The organism is Nocardia sp. NPDC059195 (assembly GCF_042754695.1).
Taxonomy (GTDB): Bacteria; Actinomycetota; Actinomycetes; order Mycobacteriales; family Mycobacteriaceae; genus Nocardia.
This window is the reverse complement of record NZ_JBHZBG010000003.1, coordinates 1-18,879: the sequence shown is the minus strand read 5'-3', so window position 1 is coordinate 18,879 and position 18,879 is coordinate 1. Positions and strand designations below refer to the sequence as shown.

The window sequence follows — 18,879 nt, the reverse complement described above, 5'->3', positions numbered from 1 at the left end:
GGCGGCCGATCACCCCGAAACCGGAGGACCTGATCCGATGCACACCACCTATCTCGTCGTCACCGCGCTCGCCGCGGTGGCCGCCTTGGCCGCCGCGCTGATCGACATCGTTCGTGCCGACTGGGTGCGCGAGAACATGCGCCGGTACGGCCTCGCACCGTGGACGCTCACCCCGCTGGCCCTGATCAAGGCGGCGGGTGGGCTCGGTCTGCTCGCCGGCCTGGCGTATCGGCCGCTGGCGGTGGCTGCCGCGGCCGGGCTCGTGGTGTATTTCGTCGCCGCCGAACTCACGGTCGCACGGTCGCGCCGGTACGCGGATCTGGGCTATCCGCTGCCGTATCTGCTGCTCGCGGCCGCGTCGCTCGGTCTCGCGGCGGCATGAGATATGCGGTGGCGCGCCGTTGCCCGCGCGCCACCGTCACCTCTGTCAGGCCTCGGCCAGGATGAAGTCCGCGGCCTGTTCGCCGATGAAGATGGCGGGGGCGTTGGTGTGGCCGCGGATGATCAGCGGCATCACCGAGGCGTCGGCGACGCGCAGACCTTCGACGCCGCGGACCTTCAGGTCAGGCGTGACGACGCTGGCGGCGTCGGTGCCCATCCGGCAGGTGCCGATCGGGTGATAGAGGGTGTGCGAGAACTGTTCGATGGTCAGCGCGATGGTGGCTTCGAGATCTTCGGGTGCCTCGGGCGGGTAGATCAGCGCGCCGAGTGCGCTCTTGAGCGCGGGCTGCCCGGCGAGCCCGGCGCATACCCGAAGCCCGGCGGTCAGCGCGGCCCGGTCGGCGCCATCGGGATCGGACAGATACCGCGGATCGATCACCGGCTTGGCCGTCGGATCGGCCGAGGCCAGGCTGATCTTGCCGCGGCTACGCGGGCGAAGCAGGATCGCGCCGAGCACCACACCGTGTTCGGTGGCCTCGACCAGACCCTCGTGGTAGAACGGCGCCGGTGCGTAGATCAGTTCCAGATCGGGGTGCTCGAGGTCGGGCTCGCTGCGCACGAAACCGTATGCCTCACCGACATTGGAGCTGAGCATGCCGCGGTGGCGGACCAGGTAGTTGATCAGTTCGAGTGGCTTCTCCGCGGTGAACAGCGAGTCCGATTCCACGCTGTAGCCGAGCGCCGAGATGAGGTGGTCCTGCAGGTTCGCGCCGACCTCGGGGGAGTGGGCGACCAGCTCGATGCCGTGTTCCTTCAGCTCGTCCTGATCGCCGATGCCCGAAAGCTGCAGCAGCTGCGGACTGTTCACCGCGCCACCACACAGGATGACCTCACGGTTCGCGGTCACGGTGAGTGTCTGCCCGCCATTGCGGTACTCCACGCCGGTGGCCCTCGTGCCTTCGAACAGCACGCGGGTGGCCAGCGACTCGGCCAGCACGGTCAAGTTCGGCCGCTTCATCGCGGGCCGCAGGTATCCGTCGGCGGTGCTCCAGCGCCTGCCGTCGCGCTGGGTCACCATGGTCTGCGTAAAACCCTCGGGCGCTGGCCTGTTCGCCGACTCGAGTTCGTGGCCCGCCTGGCGCGCGGCCTCGAGGAACGCGTGCGTCGACGCGCGCGGGCTGCGCTGGCGCTGCACGTGTTGCGGTCCCTTGGAACCTTCGTCGGGGAACTGCGCGTCCTGGACGTTCTCGATCTTGCGGAACTGCTCCACCGCGGCGGCGAAGTTCCACTTCTCGCCTGCCAGGAGCCCCCACTCCTCGTAGTCGGCGCGGAAACCGCGTACCCACATCATCGCGTTCATCGAGGACGAGCCGCCGAAGGTCTTGCCGCGCGGCCAGTAGATCTGCCGGTCGCCGAGCTCGGTCTGCGGCTCGGTCAGATAGTCCCAATCACGCTCGCTGCGAAAGAGTTTCGAGAACGCGGCCGGAATATGGGCGAACTTGTCGTCGTCGGCCGGGCCTGCCTCCAGCAGTACGACCGTGGTGCCGGGGTCGGCACTGAGCCGATTCGCGAGCACCGCCCCCGCGGATCCGGAGCCGACGATCACGTAATCCGCGGACGTCCCACCTGCTTGCACTGTCCAACTCCGATCTGCACTGAGTCTGTTGTTCGGCGCGCCTGCTCCCGGGTGTGAAAAGACCGTGAGCCCAGCCGGACTCGTCGTCGGGCGTGACGCTGCAAGCAGAGTACTGACAGAAGGCCCGCGGTGGGCCGTCCGTGGTTCAGCCCGCTGCCGCCGCCTTGCCCGCGCGACGGCCGTAGAAGCTGCCGTCGCCGAGCGAGGCCCCGCTGACGTAGCCGTACGCGCACAGTCCCGAGGTGCAGCGGCCCGCCGCGAACAGGCCCTCGATCGGTTCACCGCTCACGTGCAGCACCCGCGAATCCAGGTCGGTGCGCAGCCCGCCGAGGGTGAACCCGGCGGTGAACCCGCGCAGGTCGAAGCAGGCCAGCGACCCCGTGATCGGTCGCACCCATTCGGGCTTCTTGCCGAGCACCGGGTCGCTGCCGTGTTCGGCGTGCTGGTTGTAGGTGGCGACGGTGGTCTGCAATGTCTGTGCGGGCAGCCCCATCTCGGCCTCGAGTTCGGCGACCGTCTCGGCGACCCACTTGGGCGCGAAGCGGAAGAACGGCGTGGCGCTCTCGGTCGCGAGCGCCTCCTCGAGCGAGGTCTCGTCGATGATCAGGAACGCCTGGTTGTCGTTCTGCAACAGCGTCGCCTGGCCGATCCGGCCGGGGTAGGTGTCCTCGGTGACGTAGCGCTGACCGCGTCCGTTGACGAGGATGCCGCGCGCCATCATCTGCGGATCGCCGAAGATGGCCACCTCGCTGGCATCCATGTGCGCGAGCTCGGCGCCGAGCGCTTGGGCCAGCCGGATGCCGATGCCGTCGTGTTCCTCGATGGCCGCGCCCGGCCTGCCGCTCAGGCGCGGGGTGTAGCGGTCGATCATCTCGGTGTCGTAGGCGAAGCTGCCGGTCGCCAGCACGACACCGCGCGCGGCCCGCACGGCGACGGGCTTGCCGTAGGTGGTGGCCAGCACGCCGACCACGCGGTCGGCGTCGTCGACGACGAGCCGGCGGATCCGGGTGTCGTACTCGACGTCGATGTCGAGCCCGGCGACGGTGTCGGCCAGCGGCTTCATCAGCATGTAGCCGCCGCTGCGCTCACCGATCTTCTTGCCCGCCAGCTCCGGAACATGGCCGCGCGGAGCGGGTTCGGCGATCTCGAGGAACGGTGCGGAGTTCTCGCCACCGGAGTACATCAGGCCCTCGTCGTGCGGGGGCTCCCAGCCGGGCTCACCCCAGAACGACTCTTTGAACGGCACACCGCAGTCGACGAGCCAGTTGTAGTGCTCGACGCTGCCGGCGCAGTAGTCATTGATCTTCGCCTCGTCGACGCCGGGCCCGAGTGCCGCGGTGAGGAAGGCCGCCATGTTCTCGGGGGTGTCGTCGAATCCGAGCGCCTTCTGCAGCGGTGTGCCGCCACCGAGGTAGACGAATCCGCCCGCCAGCGCCGCCGCGCCGCCCCAGCCGCCGGTTCGTTCCAGGATGAGTACCTTCGCACCGGCCCGCGCGGCTTCGATCGACGCGCACACGCCGGCGATGCCGAAACCGGCCACCACCACATCGGCCTCGAAATCCCACTGGGTCACCTCGCTCGCGCGCAGCGGGCGGACGGTATCGATCCGATGTGGCTGGTCGCTCACGTGTTTCCTCCGGTGCTCGGGGTGGGGCGTCACCGCCCATCAATGGAATGGTGCCGCCAACCGCGCCACAAAACAAGAACGTGTTACAGATTCTCCCGCATAGTGGGCGCAGACGCGAAGCGTTCCTTCACTGCGCGCACGGCCACCGGCGAAGGCGGCGGTACGCCCAGCGGGACACTTGCGCGCCGATCGGGCTCCGGTACGGTGGCGATCGAACCTACATAGACGAGATCTGGTGGTGATGTGATGAGCGCGAACATTCGAGACATTGCGGTGCAGACCCTGACGGGCGAGGACACCACGCTGGGCGACCTGGCGGGCGAGCGGGCGGTACTGCTGGTCAACGTGGCCTCCAAATGTGGTCTGACCCCGCAGTACGGAGCCCTGGTCGAGCTGCAGAAGGCCTACGGCGAGCGCGGTTTCACCGTGATCGGCTTCCCGAGCAACCAATTCATGGGCCAGGAGCCGGGCAGCGCCGAGGAGATCCAGGAATTCTGCTCGGTCACCTACGGCGTCGATTTCCCGCTGCTCGCCAAGGCCGATGTCAACGGTGACGACCGGCACCCGCTCTACGCCGCGCTGGTCGAGACGGCCGATGCCGAGGGTGCGGCGGGTGACGTGCAGTGGAACTTCGAGAAGTTCCTCGTCGGTCGCGACGGCACGGTCGCAGGCCGGTTCCGCCCGCGCACGACCCCCGATGCCGCCGAGGTCGTGCAGGCGATCGAAGCTCAGCTCTGACCTACTGAGCGTTCGCCAGGGGTCCTGAGCTCGTGCATGGTGTCGCGCTAGCTCAGGACCGGTGACGTCGCGATCGGCACGATCAGCGGCTGATCCTGCGCACGGCGACCGCGGCCGAGGCGGCAGCGACGAGTGTGGTCGCGGCGCAGATCAGATGCACGACCGCTACCGCATCGGCCGCCGATGACGCTGTCGTTCCGACCGATTCGAAGAACACCGACCCGATCGTCGCGATCCCGGCTACGGTTCCCAGTTGCACGCTGGTGACGAGAATGCCGCTGGCGTCGGCGGCGAGGGGCAGCGGTACCGCGGCCAGCGCGCGCGTCATCAACGGACTGAAAGCCAGCCCGTTACCGAGGCCGAACAGCCCGAACGCGATCGACGCCGCGGGTCCGATCCCCGCTCCGTCGCCGAGCAACCACGCGAGCCAGCCCAGCGAGGCCGCGCTCACCACCAGCCCGAACGGAATCATTCTCGCGTGCAGGCGAGCCGGGACGCGTTGCCAAGACAGGCCGGCCACCGCGAACGTGGCAGCCATCGGCAAGAACTGCGCGCCCGCCCGCAGTGCGCTGTAGCCGAGGTCGCTCTGCATGTGGATGGCGCTCACGAACAGCCATCCACCGAAGGTTCCCATCACCAGGAGCAGGGTCGCGGCAGCCGCGAGCAGACCGGGTGCACCGAGCACCTGTGGCGCGAACAGCGGATCTCGACCACGCCCGGCGACCGCCCGCTCGACCAGAACGAACACGGCCGACCCGAGCACGCCCGCCCCGAGACATAGCCACGACCACAGCGGAAACCCGAGCTCTCGCCCGAGCACCAGCGGCACGACCAGCAACAGCACGGTGGCGGTCAGCGTCACCAGTCCCAGTCCGTCGACGGTCCGATCCGCGCGCGCGACGGTAACCGGGAGCACGCGCGGCGCCAGCACCAGCAGGGCGAGTCCGATCGGCACATTCACCAGGAACACCCCACGCCAACCACTGCCGCCCAGATCCGCGTCGACGATCAATCCGCCGATAATCTGGCCGGCCAGCAGGCCACCGGAGACGATCGCCGCGTAGATACTCAGTGCCCTGGCCCGCGCCGCTCCGGCGAACGTGCGCTGGATCAGCGTCATCACCTGTGGCGCCAGTGCGGCCGCGCCGACGCCCTGACCGAACCGGAACACGATGAGCGACTCCGCGTTCCACGCCAACCCGCAGGCGAGCGAGGCCAGGGTGAACACCGCCAGACCCGCGATGAACGTTCGCCGCTGAGTGAGACGGTCACCCAGGCGCGCACCACCGATCAGCAACACCGCGTAGGCGATCACATAGCCGGCGACGATCAATTGCAGTGCGGCCCCGCCGGTATCGAGGTTCGACCGCATGGACGGAATGGCGACATTGACGATGGAGCCGTCGAGCACTGTCATGAACTGGCCGGTGAGGATCACGACGAGCACGGCGATCGAACGCCTACCCACCACCGAATCGGGCACCTGGGCCGGTTTGAGCATCTGGATCATGCTCTGATCGTGGGACCGCCAGGCGCTGCGCGAATAGGAGCCCACCGATACGGGTACTCCGGGTACCCGGTTGCACGTCGTATCCGCGTCGGTGCCGGAATAGCTTGTCCAGCAAGGCAACCGATGCTCTAGGCTGAAATCGTCCAGTCGGCTCCGATGCCCGAAAGGCGCTCCCTGATGTCGCATTCCTCTGCCGCCTACCCCAGCGCTGTCCCGGTCGGGGTGGACACCACCCGTGCGAGTATCGCGCGTGTCTACGACGCCGCACTCAACGGCAAAGACAACTTCGACGTCGATCGCGCGGTGCTGGACCAGGTCCGCACGGTCGCCCCACAGGTCAACGACCTGGCCTGGGCCAACCGCGATTTCCTCATCCGCGCCTGCCGGTTCCTGGCCAGGGCGGGCATCGACCAGTTCCTCGATCTCGGATCGGGTCTGCCCACCGCGGAGAACACCCACCAGGTGGTCCAGCGGGTGAACCCCCAGTCCAAGGTCGTCTACGTCGACAACGACCCGTCGGTGCTCGTGCACGCGCAGGCGCTGCTGGCCAGCAATCGCCGCACCCGCATCGCCGAGGCCGACATCTTCCGCCCCTTGGATGTGCTCGGCAACGCCACGGTGCGCCGCGAACTCGACTTCACCCGCCCGCTGGCCCTGTTCCACATCGGCACGCTGCACCACTACCTGGGCGACGACGGCCCCGCCCTGATGCAGACCTACATCGACGCACTGCCCTCGGGTTCGTTCGTGGCCATCGCCCACTTCCACGACCCGGAGACCGCCGAATACAGCGAGCTCGCCCAGAAGATGGAAGAGAAGTTCATCCACAGCCCGATGGGCAGTGGCCGTTTCCGCACCCGCGACGAAATCCAGGCGATGTTCGGCAATCTCGAGATGGTCGAACCCGGCTTGGTCCGCTGCGACGACTGGTGGTCGGACGGCCCCCACCTCACCCCACTCTCCGATGTTCGCAACTGCATCGTCGCCGGCGTGGGCCGCAAACGTTAGCCAGCCCCCCGCCGATCCTGGTTCCAGTACCGACTGGATACCGGGATCGGGAGGGGGATCGCCGAACGCCTAACCGTGGCAACGACTTCGCTGGATCGCTGATCAGGGAGCGAGTACGACCGTCTTCCCGACCAGACGTCCCGCGCCGGCCTCCGCGTGCACGTCGGCGAGCTCGGCCACCGGGCGACGGTCGGCGACGTGGATCTGGAGTTTGCCCGCGTCTACCTTGGCGACCAGCTCGCTCAGCTGGGCGCCATCGCTGCGGACCCACAGGCTCTCGCTGCGCACACCGCGGGCGGTGTCCTCGGGAATCGGGCCTGCCGAGCTCGCGGCTATCCCGCCGTCGGCGACATAGTTCGTCAGCTGTGCGAGTTCCTCGGGTGAGACACGCACATGGTTCACCACGACCTGGAACGGACCGCCCACCGCGGCGGGACCATCCGAGAGGCTGAGCGGGCCTTCGACCCGGTCGGCGCCGTAGCCACGAAGGCGGTCGGCGTGCTGCGGCGCGTCCACCGCGGTCACGTGTGCGCCCGCGTCGACGGCGAGCTGGACCACGAGGCTGCCCACTGCGCCGCCCGCCCCGTTGACCAGCACGGTCTGACCGGGCTTCAGCTCGGCGAGCTCGAACGCCAACTGCCAGGCCGCGAGGCCGGTCAGCGGCAGCGCCGCGGCGTCGACCAGCTCGGTCGACCGTGGCGCAGGGGCCAGCGACTCGGCGGGAACGAGCGCGTATTCGGCGGCGCCGCCCGCGGAGTCCAGGGGCAGCATCGCCACGACCCGGTCACCGATCGCGTGGCCCGTCACGTCCGCGCCGAGTGCTGTGACGGTGCCGGCCAGGTCGATGCCCGGGACGTAGGGGAGTGCGATCGGGATCATTTCGGCGAGGTGGCCGGCGCGGATGTGGTCGTCGACCGGGTTGAACGAGGTGGCGGCGACCTGCACGAGCACTTGTCCGGGGCCGGGGACCGGCCGGTCGATGTCTTCGTAGCGCAGGACCTCGCTGGTGCCGAACTGGTGGAAACGCATGGCCTTCATGGAACTGTCCTCCAGGATGTTTCGGTGTCGCCGCCCCAGGTCGAGGCGATCGAGTCGGAAGGTCGAAGTCGAACCGGCCCAGGTCAGTCGGACCGAGCGGATGGAGTTGCCCATGACCAGGCGGTCGATTCCTTGACTTGCCCAGGCAAATCATTTGACTTGCCTGGGCAAGTAAGAACGTAGCGCACGATGACTTTCCCAGGCAAGTGCAAGTTGCCCAGGCAAGTACGATGGGCTCATGAATTCCCCCTCGCCCTGGCTCGATGAGGACCAACAGGATCTGTGGCAGGCGCTGCTCACAGTCGTCGTCGCCCTCCCCGCGGCTCTCGACCGTCAGCTCCAACGCGACGCGGGCATTTCCAACTTCGAGTACGGGGTGCTCGCCCGGCTGTCCATGGCCGACGACGACACCATGCGCCTGGGCGACCTCGCCCGGCTCTGCGACAGCACCCAGCCCCGCCTGTCGAAAGCGATGGACCGCTTCGAAGCCCGCGACTGGGTCACCCGAAGACCCGACCCCAGCGACGGTCGATACACCTTCGCCACCCTCACCGACGGCGGCCGCCGCAAGCTCGTCGAGAGCGCACCCGAACATGTCGCGCAGGTCAGGCGGCTCGTGTTCGATCCACTGACCGCCGCCCAGCGCCGCAACCTCGAGACCGCGCTCGCCCGCATCGCCGCCACCGTGCGCGGGGAACTCGACCAGGGCTGAGCGACCGGACGAAACTCGCCGACGGCCGGATCTTGATGTCATCGGCCGAGCGCCCGGCCGCGACCGCGCGGGCTTTGATGTCGCGGTAGAAATCCGCTGCCTCGGGCAGTTTGCCCCCTTCGAAGTCGATGTAGTGCAATTTGTCGCGGTCGATGCAGCGTCGTGTGCTGCTTGGGCGTGGCGACTAGAATTCTGGTGATGGAGCGCCGCAGCGAGGCCGCACGAAGTCGTGGTGGAGGTGACCGTCGTTCGCCGTTCGACCGGTTTGTCGAGCTGGCCGAACTGCGAGTGAGTCAGGCTCCGTTCTTCTTCGTCTGTGCCGGCATCGTCGTGGTGTGGCTGTTCAGTTTGCCGTGGTGGACCGACCTCAAAACCTGGCAAGCTGCTATCCACACCGTTGCGAGCGTTTTCACGCTGCTGTTGGTGGTGTTGCTCGAAAACGCGAGCCGCCGCGCGAGCGAGGCCTCGCAAGAGAAACTCAATGTCATCGCCGAGGCACTGGCCGCGCTGCTGGCTTCATCCGCCTTCGACGATCCCGACCTTCGAACGGCCGCGGATCGGCTGCGGGATGCTGTCGGCCTCGAAGACCGGCACTGACTCGGCCGAACTCAACGACGCCTTACCGGCGGTCGTCCGGGGGTGGGTGGTGATGATCGAGCGGCGGCGTGAGGTCGTCTACCACCACCAGGTTTCCGCCGGACTGTTTGGCCCGGTACATCGCCGCATCGGCTGATTGCAGCAGCCGGTCCGGGGTCGGACGTGGACAATGCGGACAGATCATTGCGTCGAAGACGGCCACGCCGACGCTCGCGGTGACCACCACAGCGGTCTCCGGCGGTTCGGCGACCACCTGGCACAACCGCTCGGCCTCGCTGCGCGCGGCGGCTGCGCTGATCGGGGCGGCCACCACGAATTCCTCTCCGCCGGTGCGCGCCACCACCGCCGTTTCCCCTGCGGCATCGCGCAACCGGCGCGCGGTCCGGACCAGGACGATGTCGCCGATGCTGTGGCCCCAGGTGTCGTTGACGCGCTTGAACTGGTCGAGATCGAAGCAGATGACACAGATCGCGGGACTGCGGTCCATCAGCTGCGGCAGTCGGTTCTCGAGGCCGCGGCGGTTGAGCAGCTCGGTCAGCGGGTCCGACAGCGACTCTGTGCGCAGGAGCCAATAGAGGAGTTGAAAGGCCGGCATCGCACCGGCCACCGAGGCGAGCAGGAGCGCGACCGCGAGCGCCAAGCGGACATCGCCGCCGCCGGTGGTGATTCGCACCGACAACACCAGTACCGACAGCACCGACCAGGCCGAATGCACGGCCAGTGCCCGCGCGCTGTGGAAGAAGCTCAGGTAGCTGCCGGTTACCAGGAGAAGTACCGTGCCCATCGCACCGAACAGCCGATCTTGCAGCTGGAGGAATTCGACCGTGAACAGCACGTCGGCACAGGCGATCAGCAAGAGCGACTCGGTCTTGTTCGGCCACGGCAGCAGCCACCAGCGCGCCGCCCACAGCGTCCCGGACAGTACTCCGATCGTCGAAGCGATGCCGGGATCGCCGGGCGGCCCCACCGGTGTTCCCGCGATCACCGCACCCATCACCGCGATCGCCGCGCCCGCGGTGCCGATCAGTACCTTGAGCGGCCCCAGCGCTGATCGGGCAGCCAGGGTGTCCACCAGCCATCGGTAGTCGACCGGGTCCTTCCACCAGGCGCGCAACGTACTGCCGTTGTTCATCGCCCCACCCTTGGTCCCGACCGCGCTGCCCATTGTCGCCCGTGCCGTCTGTGAGAAATCCAGAAATCCCACCAGCTCATCGGCAGAGTCTAGGTCGGACCCTTTCATACCCGACGTGTGCGTGTGTGTCGCAGCCCACTGTGGACGTGTCGGATCTGTGCGGCCGACGGCCGCCGTCCCCACTTCGGTGAGCTGGGGACGGCGGCCCGGGGCACCGGTGGCGACTGCCGAAGTCGCCGCGGTGGTTCAGCTGGGGACTGGAATCGCGCCGTCGGCGCGCAGGAAGGGGTCGATCGCGGCGGCACGGGCGAGGGTCGCCCTTGCCATCTTGATGTGCGCGGCGTCGACGAGTACCCCGTCGACGCCGACAGCGCCACGGCCCGCCGCCTCGGCCGCGCGATAGGCGGCGATATTGCGTTGCGCGAGCGTGATCTCCGCTGCGGTGGGGGAGTAGACGGTATTGGCGATCGGTACCTGGTTCGGGTGGATCGCCCACTTGCCGGTGTAGCCGAGCAGCGAGGCGCGCTGGGCGTCGCGCTCGTAGCCGACGAGATTGCCGTAGTCGGGATAGGGCGCGTCGATGGCGTCGATGCCCGCGATGCGGGCCGCGACCAGCACCTTGTTGCGGGCGTAGTGCCAGAAGTCGCCGGGGTAGTCGCCGAGCGGTTCGAAATTGGTGTCCACCCGCGCACCCTGGGACAGCGAGAAGTCGCCGACGCCGAAGATCAGCGTGTCCACCCGCGGGCTGGCGACGGCGATCGCCTCGGCATTGGCGAGTCCCTCGACCTCTTCGATCAGTACCTCGAGGCGGATCTTGTGCTCGAGCCCGAGCTTGTCCTCGAGTTGGGTCAGCAGCACGTCGACCCACCACACGTCGCGTGCGGTGCGCGCCTTGGGCACCACGATCGTGTGCAGGTGCGCGCCGGCGCGGCTGACCACCTCGATGATGTCGTCGTGGCACCAGCGGGTGTCGAGGGCGTTGATCCGGATCGCGGGAACCGTACGGCCCCAATCCAGCTCGGTCAGCGCCGTGATCGCCTTCTCCCTCGCCTGCTCCTTGAGCGCTTCCGGGGTCGCGTCCTCTAGATCGAGGAACACCAGATCCGCGCCGCTGGCCAGGGCTTTGGCGAACATGTGGTCGTTGCAGGCGGGCAGCGCGAGCTCGGAGCGCCGTATCAGCAGGGTCATCGTGGAATCCTTTGTCGTGGTGGGTAACTCACAGCACGCCGCGGCTGCGCAGGTCGTCGATGGTGTCGGTGTCGAGACCGAGTAGCTCGCCGTAGACCTCGGCGTTGTGCTCGCCGAGGCGGGGGCCGAGGTGCGATACCCGGCCCTGCGCTGCGGAGAAGCGCGGCACCGGCGCTTGCACGGTCATGGTGCCGAGTTCGTCGTCGGCGACGGGGACGAATACCTCGCGGTGGCGTAGCTGCTCGTCCTCGACGAGGTCGGTGATGTCGTAGACCGGTGCCGCGGCCACCTGTTCGGCGTCGAAGACTTTCATCGCCTCGGCGAGAGTCTGTCGCGAAACCCATTCCGCGACAACGTCATCGACTTCGCGCGCGCGGGCCAGGCGGCGCTGCGGATCGCCGAAGTCCACGTCGTCGATCAGGTCCGCACGGCCGATCGCGCGGAACACCCGCAGCGCCAGCGCGGGGGAACTGCCCGACATCGCCAGCCACTTGCCGTCGGCCGTGCGATAGGTGTTGCGGGGCGCGGAGATGTCCCAGCGGTTGCCCGCGCGCTCGGCCACGATGCCGAGCTGGTCGTAGCTGAGCAGGGTCTGCTCGAGCAGGCGGGTGAGCGGGTCGACCAGGTTGATATCGATCAGTTGCCCCGGCCCGCCGTGCACGTCGCGGTGGTAGAGCGCCATGAGTACGGAATAGGCGGCATTGAGGGAGGCGACACCATCGGCCAGCATGAACGGCGGCAGCGTCGGCGGACCCTGTGCCTCGCCGGTGATGTGGGCGAAGCCGCTCATCGCCTCGCCCAGTGTGCCGAAACCGGGGCGCTCGCTCTTGGGGCCGGTCAGCCCGAAACCGGTGATGTGCAGCATCACCATGCGCTCGTTGACCGTGCGCAGGCTCGCGTAGTCCAAGCCCCACTTGCGCAGGGTCTGCGGCCGGGTGTTGGTGACCACGACATCGGCGGTCGCGACCAGCCTGCGCAGCAGTTCCTGGCCCTCGGCGACGCGCAGGTCCAAGGTGATCGAACGCTTGTTGCGCGAGACCGATTTCCACATCAGGCCGACCTCGTTGCGCTGCGCACCCCAGGTGCGGATCGGGTCACCACCGGTGGGCTGTTCGATCTTGATCACCTCGGCGCCGAATTCGCCGAGGTAGGTGGCGGCCAGTGGCGCCGCCGCGAGCGTGGCGAGGTCGAGCACTCGCACGCCGTCGAGCATGGCTCGGCTCATGTCACACCACTGTGCTCGTGGGCCGGACCGGTGCGGGCCGGGACAGGCCGAGGTGCTCGCGCAGGGTCGTGCCCTCGTAGGCGGTGCGGAACAGGCCACGCTGTTGCAGCCGGGGCACCACCATCCGGACGACGTCCTCGAACGATCCTGGCATGTGCGTGGCCGCCAGCACGAAACCGTCACAGGCATCGCCGTGGAACCACTCGGCCATCTGATCGGCGACCTGTTCGCCGGTGCCGACGAATCGCGGACCCTGCAGCAGTGTCGCGCGGTGACCCGCCAGGTCCCGCACGGTGACGGTGCCACCGATGTGGGTGCGCAGGTTCTGCACCAGACCTCGGATGCCCGAGACCGAGGCGATCAGCTCGTCGGTGACCGGGTCGTCCAGATCGTGTTGCGCGAAGTCGTAGTTCATCAGCTCCGAGAGCAACGTCAGCGACGCCATCGGATGCACCAGGTCCTCGAGCAGCATGGCCTCGCGTTCCTTGGCGTGCTGCTCGGACTCGCCGACCACCGCGTAGGCCATCGGACAGATCCGCACCGAGGCCGGATCACGGCCCGCGTCGGCGATCCGGGCCTTCTGGTCAGCGTAGTGATTGCGCGCCACCTCCAGACCGGGATCGCCGGTGAAGATCAATTCCGCCCAGCGCGAAGCGAATTCGCGGCCGCGACCGGAGGAGCCAGCCTGGATGATCACCGGCCTGCCCTGCGGTGTGCGCGGCACGGTCAGCGGTCCGCGCGCGGCGAAGAAACGGCCCGAATGCTGCAGTTCGTGCACCTTGGCGGGATCGGCGAAGTAGCCGGCCGCGCGGTCGTGCACGATCGCGTCGTCGTCCCAGGTGTCCCACAGGCCGCCGACCACCTCGAGAAATTCGTCGGCGCGGTCGTAGCGCTCCGCATGACCGAGATGGGCGTCCATGCCGAAGTTCTGGGCCTCGCTGTCGTTGACCGAAGTCACCACGTTCCACGCGGCCCGGCCCGCGGAGAGGTGATCGAGGGTGGCGAAGGTGCGGGCGACATGGAAGGGCGCGTAGTAGGTCGTGGAATACGTTGCGCCGAGGCCGATATGGGACGTGCTCTGCGCGAGAACGCCCAGGACCACCCCCAGATCCAGCTTCACCGGACGGGCGCCGGTACGCACCGCCTCCTCGACCGAGCCGCCGTAGATGCCTGGCATGGCCAGCCGGTCGTCGAAGAACATCAGATCGAAGCAGCCCTCCTCCAGTTGCCGCCCGACCTTCGCGTAGTACGACGCGTCGAGATAGCCGTGCTCGGTGGCCGGGTGCCGCCAGGAACCCGAGTAGACCGAGGTGTTGCCCGCCTGCATGAATGCGACCAACGTCATCTGGTCGCCGTGCCTCATCGCCATAATTGGAATGTAACATCTGACATATCAGATTTCAAACCTGGTACCTCTGGCCTGTTAAGCTTCGCGGATGGCAACCGACATCGCAGGGACCGTGCGCGAACGAGCGGCGCGTGAGCTGCGCGATCGCATCCTCACCGGGGCCTTGCCCGCAGGCGCGCGCATCGACCTCGACGCCATCACCGACGAATTCGCGACCAGTCGCACCCCGGTGCGCGAGGCCTTGCTTGAGCTGTCCTACGAGGGCCTGGTGCGGGTCGCGCCGCGCAGCGGTATCACGGTGATCGGGATCAGCCCGGCCGACATCATGGACAGTTTCACCATTCTCGGCGTGCTCACCGGGCAGGCCGCGGCCTGGGCCGCGCTGCGCGCGAGCACCCCGGAACTCGACCAGCTGCGCGCACTCGCCGCCGATGTCGCCTCGTGCTCGGGTGACGACTCCATCGGTGACGCCAACTGGCGATTCCACCAGGAAGTGCACCGCGCCGCGCACTCACCGCGGCTGCTGACGCAGATCAAACAGGCTGTGCGGGTGGTCCCGTCGAACTTCCTGCGGTTGTTCCCCGAGCACGAACAGCACTCGCTCGACGATCACGACCAGCTCATCGACGCGCTCGGCGAGCGTGATGCGGTGCGGGCCAGGGCAATCGGCGAACGACACGTGCTGGACGCGGGCCGCTCGCTCACCGAGTGGCTGGAACGCAACGCCGGGCCGAACTCACCCTCGGCGTGACAGCGGCGCGCCGGTGACGGCGTGCACCAGTCGTGCGGGTAGCTCGGGTTCGGTTGCCGCGCGGGTGATCACGTGCAGGATGATCACGCCGATGAGCGCGTCGGAGATCTGCTGCAGTGGCGCGTCGGCCGTCAGTTGACCGAGTGTGCGCGCCGCTTCGAGGCGGGACTGCAATGCCGAGGACGCGCCTAGTGCGTCGCGCAACTGCAGGCCGACCCGCTCGTCCTCGGCCGCGGCCCCGACCAGCGAACGGAACAGCACCGCATTGCGCGGCTCGTCGGCGAACTCGAGCACCGCGGTGAGCCAGGTCGTGAGATCGGCGCGCAGGTCGCCGGTGTCGGCCGGGACGAACGACTCGGGGATCAACAGACCCTCGAGCAGGCAGTCGGCGACGAGTCCCGCCTTGGACGACCACCACCGGTAGATGGTCTGTTTGCCGACGCCTGCCGCAGTGGCGATGCCCTCGATGGCGAGGTGATCCCAACCGCGCAGCGCGAATTGGGCGGCGGTCGCGTGCAGGATCGAGATCCGGGCAGCCTCGCTGCGCACCGCTCCGCGTCGTCCCTGCGTCATGGCCGCGATGATACCGCCGATTACCTATACGGACCGTCTCGTATAGTTGATTTGCACCCGAGGTGAGGACCACAGTCATGGCGGAATTTCTGTACCGGTTGGGCATTCGCTCCGCGCGCAGTCCATGGACGGTGATCGGTAGCTGGCTGGCGATCCTGCTGCTCGGCGGAGGAGGGTTCGCGATCGGATTCGCCGGGCTGGCAACCTCGTTCGACATTCCCGGCCTGCCGTCCTCGGAAGTCGTCGCCGAACTCGAAGGCGCCCTGCCGGAATACGCCGGAGCCTCGGGCGGTGTCGTCTTCCGGACCGTGGACGGGACCCCGCTGTCCGAACGGCAGCGCGCCGCGATCACCGAACTGGCGGCAGATCTGTCCGAATCGCCGGACGTGGCCCGGGTATTCGACCCGTTCCGGATGGAACAGGAACGTCTGGCGGGCCGGGCCCAGGTGACCGGCGGTGCCCAGTTCATCTCGGCGGGCCGGGCCCGATCCGACGCCGAACAGGCCCAACTGGACTCCGCCCTGGCCCGGGTGCGGTCCGAACGCGCCGGCCTGGAGGCCCGCCTCGCCAGGACCGGCGACCCGAGCGGATCGCTGCGGGATCGGTTGGGCGCTCTCACCGCCGAGGAGACCGACGTCGACGCGGGATTGGCGCGGCTGGCCGCGACCAGGACCGGACTGGACCGGCAGGCGGCGATGCTCGCGGACGGCACCGCGATTCTCGCACTGGCCGAACCGATTCGCGCCGTCTCGACGGACGGGTCGACCGCGGTGGTGACCGTGAGCTTCACCGAGCCGCGACTGGAACTGGCCGACAGCTCGAAACGCGCGATCATCGACTACGTCGACGCGCATCCGATCGAGGGTGTCGAGGTCGGCATCTCAGGGGAGATCGCGCAGGGCATGCCCGCGATCTTCGGGGTCGCCGAAGTGGTGGGGATCGCGTTCGCGGCGATCGTTCTCGGCGTGGTGCTGCGCACCCTGGTCGGTGCGGCGATCCCGCTGGTCAGCGCCACGGTCGGGGTCGCGGTCGCGCTGCTTGTCGCGCTGTCGTTCTCCGGGGTCGTGCAGATGATGATGACCACGCCCATCCTCGCCATCATGCTCGGGCTGGCGGTCGGCATCGACTATTCGCTGTTCGTTGTCAACCGGCATCGGCGCCAGGTCCTCGGTGGCACTGATCTCGTCGAGTCGATCGGGCTGGCCAACGGAACCTCGGGCAACGCGGTCGTTTTCGCGGGCGCGACGGTGATCATCGCGCTGCTGGCGCTCAATGTCATCGGCATTCCGTTCCTCGGATTGATGGGGACGGTCGGCGCGTTCGCGGTGGCCGTCGCGGTGCTGCTCGCCATCACCTTGACGCCCGCTCTGCTCGGTCTGGCGGGACACCGGGTCATCGGGCGCGGTGGCTCGGGCGAAGATCGGACGGCGGCGCAGATCGAGCCGATGCCGAACCGGCGGGCGGTGGGGACGGTCGTCGGCGTGGCAGTGGTGCTGCTGCTGGTCGCCGCACCGCTGCTGGATATGCGCGTCGGCCTGCCCGACGGTTCCACCGAGCCCGTCGGGTCCCATGCCCAGCGCGCTTATGTCATCACCGAGGCGGAATTCGGTGCGGGCGCGAACAGTCCGCTGCTGGTGACCGCCGAGCTGCCCGCCGACCTCGACGACGCGGGTGAGCTGGCCGCCCAGCGGCGGGTCGCCGCCGCGATCGCCGAAGTGGACGGCGTGGTCGGGGTCGCGGCCGTCGCCGTCGCGAAAACCGGTGGCCTGGCCGCGTTCCAGGTGCTGCCGGGCGGGGGGCCGAACAGTGACGTGACCGCGCAAGTCGTCCGGGAGCTCCGTGCACAGGAGGCGATCGACGGGGCGATCTCGCTCGGCGTCGCCGGGCAGGCGGCCATCGACATCGACATCTCGGAGCGGCTGGCACAGGTGCTGCCGCGCTATCTGGCGGTCATCATCGGGCTCTCGCTGCTGATCATGATCATGGTCTTCCGTTCGCTGCTGGTGCCGCTGGTGGCGACGGCGGGATTCGTGCTGTCGCTGGCCGCCACCTACGGTGCGCTGGTCGCGGTGTTCCAGTGGGGGTGGGGGTCGTCGATCATCGGGCTCGAGACGCCCGGTCCGGTGCTGAACTTCCTGCCGATCATCCTGGTGGGCTTCCTGTTCGGGCTCGCCATGGACTATCAGCTGTTCCTCGCCTCGGGAATGCGGGAAGCGCTGGTGCGCGGTGCGCCGGCGCGGGTCGCGGTGATGCAGGGGCTGCGCGCGGGTCGGGCCGTGGTCTCGGCGGCGGCGCTGATCATGGCGCTGGTGTTCGGCAGTTTCGTCTTCGCCGAGTCGGGCATCATCCGCTCGATCGGGTTCGGGCTGGCGGTCGGAATCCTGTTCGACGCCTTCGCTATCCGGATGCTGCTCATGCCCGCCCTGCTGCATCTGCTCGGCGAGTCCGCTTGGAAGCTGCCTGCGCGGCTGGACCGGTTGATCCCGAATGTGGACGTGGAGGGAGCGGCGCTCGAGCGGCGCCGGACTGCTGTGGCCGATTGAGGACGGCGGTCAGCGCACCGAGGGGACGCGCGCGGCCGCGCGTGACGCGGCGTTGCTGTGAAAACCCTCGATCATCGGCACCGTGTCGGTTCGCGTATGGGTCGCTGCCAGCGCGCGTCCCTTGAACGCCCGTGCCGCGCTGCTGAGGCGATGGCTCATCAGCTCGACTCGGCTCTCGAATTCCGCGGGCAGCGGGCCCCACAGCACGATCTCGATCAGATCGTGCTCCAGGCAGTTCAGCACGCCGTCGCGGACCCGGCTGTCGGACCGGAGCAGATCCGGTGCGACGGCGAGCGCGTCGGGCCAGGTGTGGTGCACCGGAACAGCCAGTGGCCCTTCGAGTTCGAGCACGCTCGCGCCGAGGATCTGCAGCGGCAGCAGGTCGGTGACATCGGTGAGAACCGCGTTCACGTCCCAGCCTGCCATCGACCGGTCGAACAGCCAGCCACCGGCGTGGGTGACTACCTCGCGGGCGTCGGTCGCCAGTACCGCCAGCCGGTACCGCAGCGGGTGCCGGTGCGCGTAGGCCCACCAGTCGACGATCGGTCCTGCGTCCTGGGCAACATCCACGAACAGTCCATTCCGAGAGATCGAAGCGCTTTTCAGCAGTCGTACTACAACTCCACCGGCGCTGAGAGGGAAAATCGGGAAGCTGTACGAACGGTCAAATCTGGACGGTTGACCTGGTAGGAGGTAGAGGGAACGGCGCGGGCGCTTGGAGAGAATTACATTTCCGAATATTAGAACGAAACTCTTGACCACGGTTTCGGTCCGGTGCTAAGTGGTCACGCCCGTAAGTCGTTCGGGGGTCAGTGTCCGAGGTAGAGATCGCAGGCGCAGTCAAGGGCTTCCTGGGGGCTGCCTGCGGTGAA

17 protein-coding genes are annotated in these 18,879 nt (G+C 68.1%); 7 read left to right on the top strand and 10 right to left on the bottom strand.

The window, feature by feature from the left end:
- Positions 1 to 37: 37 nt before the first annotated feature.
- A complete protein-coding gene (locus ACFXKN_RS04875; protein WP_378949850.1) occupies positions 38 to 382 on the top strand; it encodes a DoxX family protein in 345 nt (114 codons plus the stop codon).
- A 45-nt stretch (positions 383 to 427) separates the two neighbouring features.
- On the opposite strand, the gene ACFXKN_RS04870 is transcribed toward ACFXKN_RS04875, so the two are convergent.
- Both ACFXKN_RS04870 and ACFXKN_RS04865 read right to left on the bottom strand, forming a co-directional pair.
- A complete protein-coding gene (locus ACFXKN_RS04870) occupies positions 428 to 2,017 on the bottom strand; it encodes a GMC family oxidoreductase (RefSeq protein WP_378949848.1) in 1,590 nt (529 codons plus the stop codon).
- 145 nt (positions 2,018 to 2,162) lie between these two features.
- Positions 2,163 to 3,644: an FAD-dependent oxidoreductase gene (locus tag ACFXKN_RS04865; protein ID WP_378949846.1), complete on the bottom strand. Its 1,482-nt coding sequence runs from the start codon at positions 3,642 to 3,644 to the stop codon at positions 2,163 to 2,165.
- Positions 3,645 to 3,890: 246 nt separating this feature from the next.
- On the opposite strand from ACFXKN_RS04865, the gene ACFXKN_RS04860 reads away from it, so the two are divergent.
- Complete coding sequence (locus ACFXKN_RS04860) at positions 3,891 to 4,382, top strand: glutathione peroxidase (RefSeq protein ID WP_378949844.1); 492 nt, start codon at positions 3,891 to 3,893, stop codon at positions 4,380 to 4,382.
- Positions 4,383 to 4,464: 82 nt separating this feature from the next.
- On the opposite strand, the gene ACFXKN_RS04855 is transcribed toward ACFXKN_RS04860, so the two are convergent.
- Positions 4,465 to 5,892 (bottom strand): MFS transporter, encoded by a 1,428-nt coding sequence (locus ACFXKN_RS04855; protein WP_379432442.1) that lies wholly within the window; start codon positions 5,890 to 5,892, stop codon positions 4,465 to 4,467.
- Positions 5,893 to 6,069: 177 nt separating this feature from the next.
- Between ACFXKN_RS04855 and ACFXKN_RS04850 the strand changes: the two genes are divergently transcribed.
- Positions 6,070 to 6,900, top strand: a complete 831-nt coding sequence (locus tag ACFXKN_RS04850; RefSeq protein ID WP_378949840.1) for an SAM-dependent methyltransferase — start codon at positions 6,070 to 6,072, stop codon at positions 6,898 to 6,900.
- 102 nt (positions 6,901 to 7,002) lie between these two features.
- Here ACFXKN_RS04850 and ACFXKN_RS04845 read toward each other — a convergent pair whose 3' ends face one another.
- On the bottom strand, positions 7,003 to 7,938 hold the full coding sequence (locus ACFXKN_RS04845; RefSeq protein ID WP_379432441.1) for an NADP-dependent oxidoreductase: 936 nt from the start codon (positions 7,936 to 7,938) through the stop codon (positions 7,003 to 7,005).
- A gap of 238 nt (positions 7,939 to 8,176) precedes the next feature.
- Here ACFXKN_RS04845 and ACFXKN_RS04840 point away from each other — a divergent pair, with 238 nt between their 5' ends.
- Complete coding sequence (locus ACFXKN_RS04840) at positions 8,177 to 8,650, top strand: MarR family winged helix-turn-helix transcriptional regulator (protein ID WP_378949834.1); 474 nt, start codon at positions 8,177 to 8,179, stop codon at positions 8,648 to 8,650.
- 198 nt (positions 8,651 to 8,848) lie between these two features.
- Positions 8,849 to 9,247 (top strand): low affinity iron permease family protein, encoded by a 399-nt coding sequence (locus ACFXKN_RS04835; RefSeq protein WP_378949832.1) that lies wholly within the window; start codon positions 8,849 to 8,851, stop codon positions 9,245 to 9,247.
- Positions 9,248 to 9,269: 22 nt separating this feature from the next.
- On the opposite strand, the gene ACFXKN_RS04830 is transcribed toward ACFXKN_RS04835, so the two are convergent.
- From ACFXKN_RS04830 to ACFXKN_RS04815, 4 genes are all read right to left on the bottom strand, one after another.
- The gene (locus ACFXKN_RS04830; protein WP_379432440.1) at positions 9,270 to 10,379 is read right to left on the bottom strand and encodes a GGDEF domain-containing protein; all 1,110 of its coding nucleotides are present in this window, start codon (positions 10,377 to 10,379) and stop codon (positions 9,270 to 9,272) included.
- Between the two features lie 246 nt (positions 10,380 to 10,625).
- A complete protein-coding gene (locus ACFXKN_RS04825; protein WP_378949827.1) occupies positions 10,626 to 11,567 on the bottom strand; it encodes an HpcH/HpaI aldolase/citrate lyase family protein in 942 nt (313 codons plus the stop codon).
- A gap of 28 nt (positions 11,568 to 11,595) precedes the next feature.
- Positions 11,596 to 12,780, bottom strand: a complete 1,185-nt coding sequence (locus ACFXKN_RS04820; protein WP_379432640.1) for a CaiB/BaiF CoA transferase family protein — start codon at positions 12,778 to 12,780, stop codon at positions 11,596 to 11,598.
- 13 nt (positions 12,781 to 12,793) lie between these two features.
- Positions 12,794 to 14,161, bottom strand: coding sequence for an LLM class flavin-dependent oxidoreductase (locus ACFXKN_RS04815; RefSeq protein WP_379432439.1), 1,368 nt, complete (start codon positions 14,159 to 14,161; stop codon positions 12,794 to 12,796).
- A 67-nt stretch (positions 14,162 to 14,228) separates the two neighbouring features.
- Here ACFXKN_RS04815 and ACFXKN_RS04810 point away from each other — a divergent pair, with 67 nt between their 5' ends.
- The gene (locus ACFXKN_RS04810) at positions 14,229 to 14,891 is read left to right on the top strand and encodes a GntR family transcriptional regulator (protein ID WP_379432438.1); all 663 of its coding nucleotides are present in this window, start codon (positions 14,229 to 14,231) and stop codon (positions 14,889 to 14,891) included.
- On the opposite strand, the gene ACFXKN_RS04805 is transcribed toward ACFXKN_RS04810, so the two are convergent.
- Positions 14,877 to 15,464: a TetR/AcrR family transcriptional regulator gene (locus ACFXKN_RS04805; protein ID WP_379432437.1), complete on the bottom strand. Its 588-nt coding sequence runs from the start codon at positions 15,462 to 15,464 to the stop codon at positions 14,877 to 14,879. The two genes, ACFXKN_RS04810 and ACFXKN_RS04805, sit on opposite strands and share 15 nt — an antisense overlap.
- Before the next feature lie 77 nt (positions 15,465 to 15,541).
- On the opposite strand from ACFXKN_RS04805, the gene ACFXKN_RS04800 reads away from it, so the two are divergent.
- Positions 15,542 to 18,007, top strand: a complete 2,466-nt coding sequence (locus tag ACFXKN_RS04800) for an MMPL family transporter (RefSeq protein ID WP_379432436.1) — start codon at positions 15,542 to 15,544, stop codon at positions 18,005 to 18,007.
- Between the two features lie 9 nt (positions 18,008 to 18,016).
- On the opposite strand, the gene ACFXKN_RS04795 is transcribed toward ACFXKN_RS04800, so the two are convergent.
- Positions 18,017 to 18,577 (bottom strand): hypothetical protein, encoded by a 561-nt coding sequence (locus ACFXKN_RS04795; RefSeq protein ID WP_379432435.1) that lies wholly within the window; start codon positions 18,575 to 18,577, stop codon positions 18,017 to 18,019.
- Positions 18,578 to 18,879 lie beyond the last annotated feature (302 nt).

Coding starts and splice junctions, on each gene's coding strand:
- ACFXKN_RS04800 (WP_379432436.1), top strand. CDS start 15,542: ATGGCGGAATTTCTGTACCGGTTGGGCATTCGCTCCGCGCGCAGTCCA.
- ACFXKN_RS04845 (WP_379432441.1), bottom strand. CDS start 7,938: ATGAAGGCCATGCGTTTCCACCAGTTCGGCACCAGCGAGGTCCTGCGC.
- ACFXKN_RS04840 (WP_378949834.1), top strand. CDS start 8,177: ATGAATTCCCCCTCGCCCTGGCTCGATGAGGACCAACAGGATCTGTGG.
- ACFXKN_RS04875 (WP_378949850.1), top strand. CDS start 38: ATGCACACCACCTATCTCGTCGTCACCGCGCTCGCCGCGGTGGCCGCC.
- ACFXKN_RS04835 (WP_378949832.1), top strand. CDS start 8,849: ATGGAGCGCCGCAGCGAGGCCGCACGAAGTCGTGGTGGAGGTGACCGT.
- ACFXKN_RS04815 (WP_379432439.1), bottom strand. CDS start 14,161: ATGGCGATGAGGCACGGCGACCAGATGACGTTGGTCGCATTCATGCAG.
- ACFXKN_RS04805 (WP_379432437.1), bottom strand. CDS start 15,464: ATGACGCAGGGACGACGCGGAGCGGTGCGCAGCGAGGCTGCCCGGATC.
- ACFXKN_RS04810 (WP_379432438.1), top strand. CDS start 14,229: ATGGCAACCGACATCGCAGGGACCGTGCGCGAACGAGCGGCGCGTGAG.
- ACFXKN_RS04850 (WP_378949840.1), top strand. CDS start 6,070: ATGTCGCATTCCTCTGCCGCCTACCCCAGCGCTGTCCCGGTCGGGGTG.
- ACFXKN_RS04830 (WP_379432440.1), bottom strand. CDS start 10,379: ATGAACAACGGCAGTACGTTGCGCGCCTGGTGGAAGGACCCGGTCGAC.
- ACFXKN_RS04860 (WP_378949844.1), top strand. CDS start 3,891: ATGAGCGCGAACATTCGAGACATTGCGGTGCAGACCCTGACGGGCGAG.
- ACFXKN_RS04855 (WP_379432442.1), bottom strand. CDS start 5,892: ATGATCCAGATGCTCAAACCGGCCCAGGTGCCCGATTCGGTGGTGGGT.
- ACFXKN_RS04825 (WP_378949827.1), bottom strand. CDS start 11,567: ATGACCCTGCTGATACGGCGCTCCGAGCTCGCGCTGCCCGCCTGCAAC.
- ACFXKN_RS04820 (WP_379432640.1), bottom strand. CDS start 12,780: ATGCTCGACGGCGTGCGAGTGCTCGACCTCGCCACGCTCGCGGCGGCG.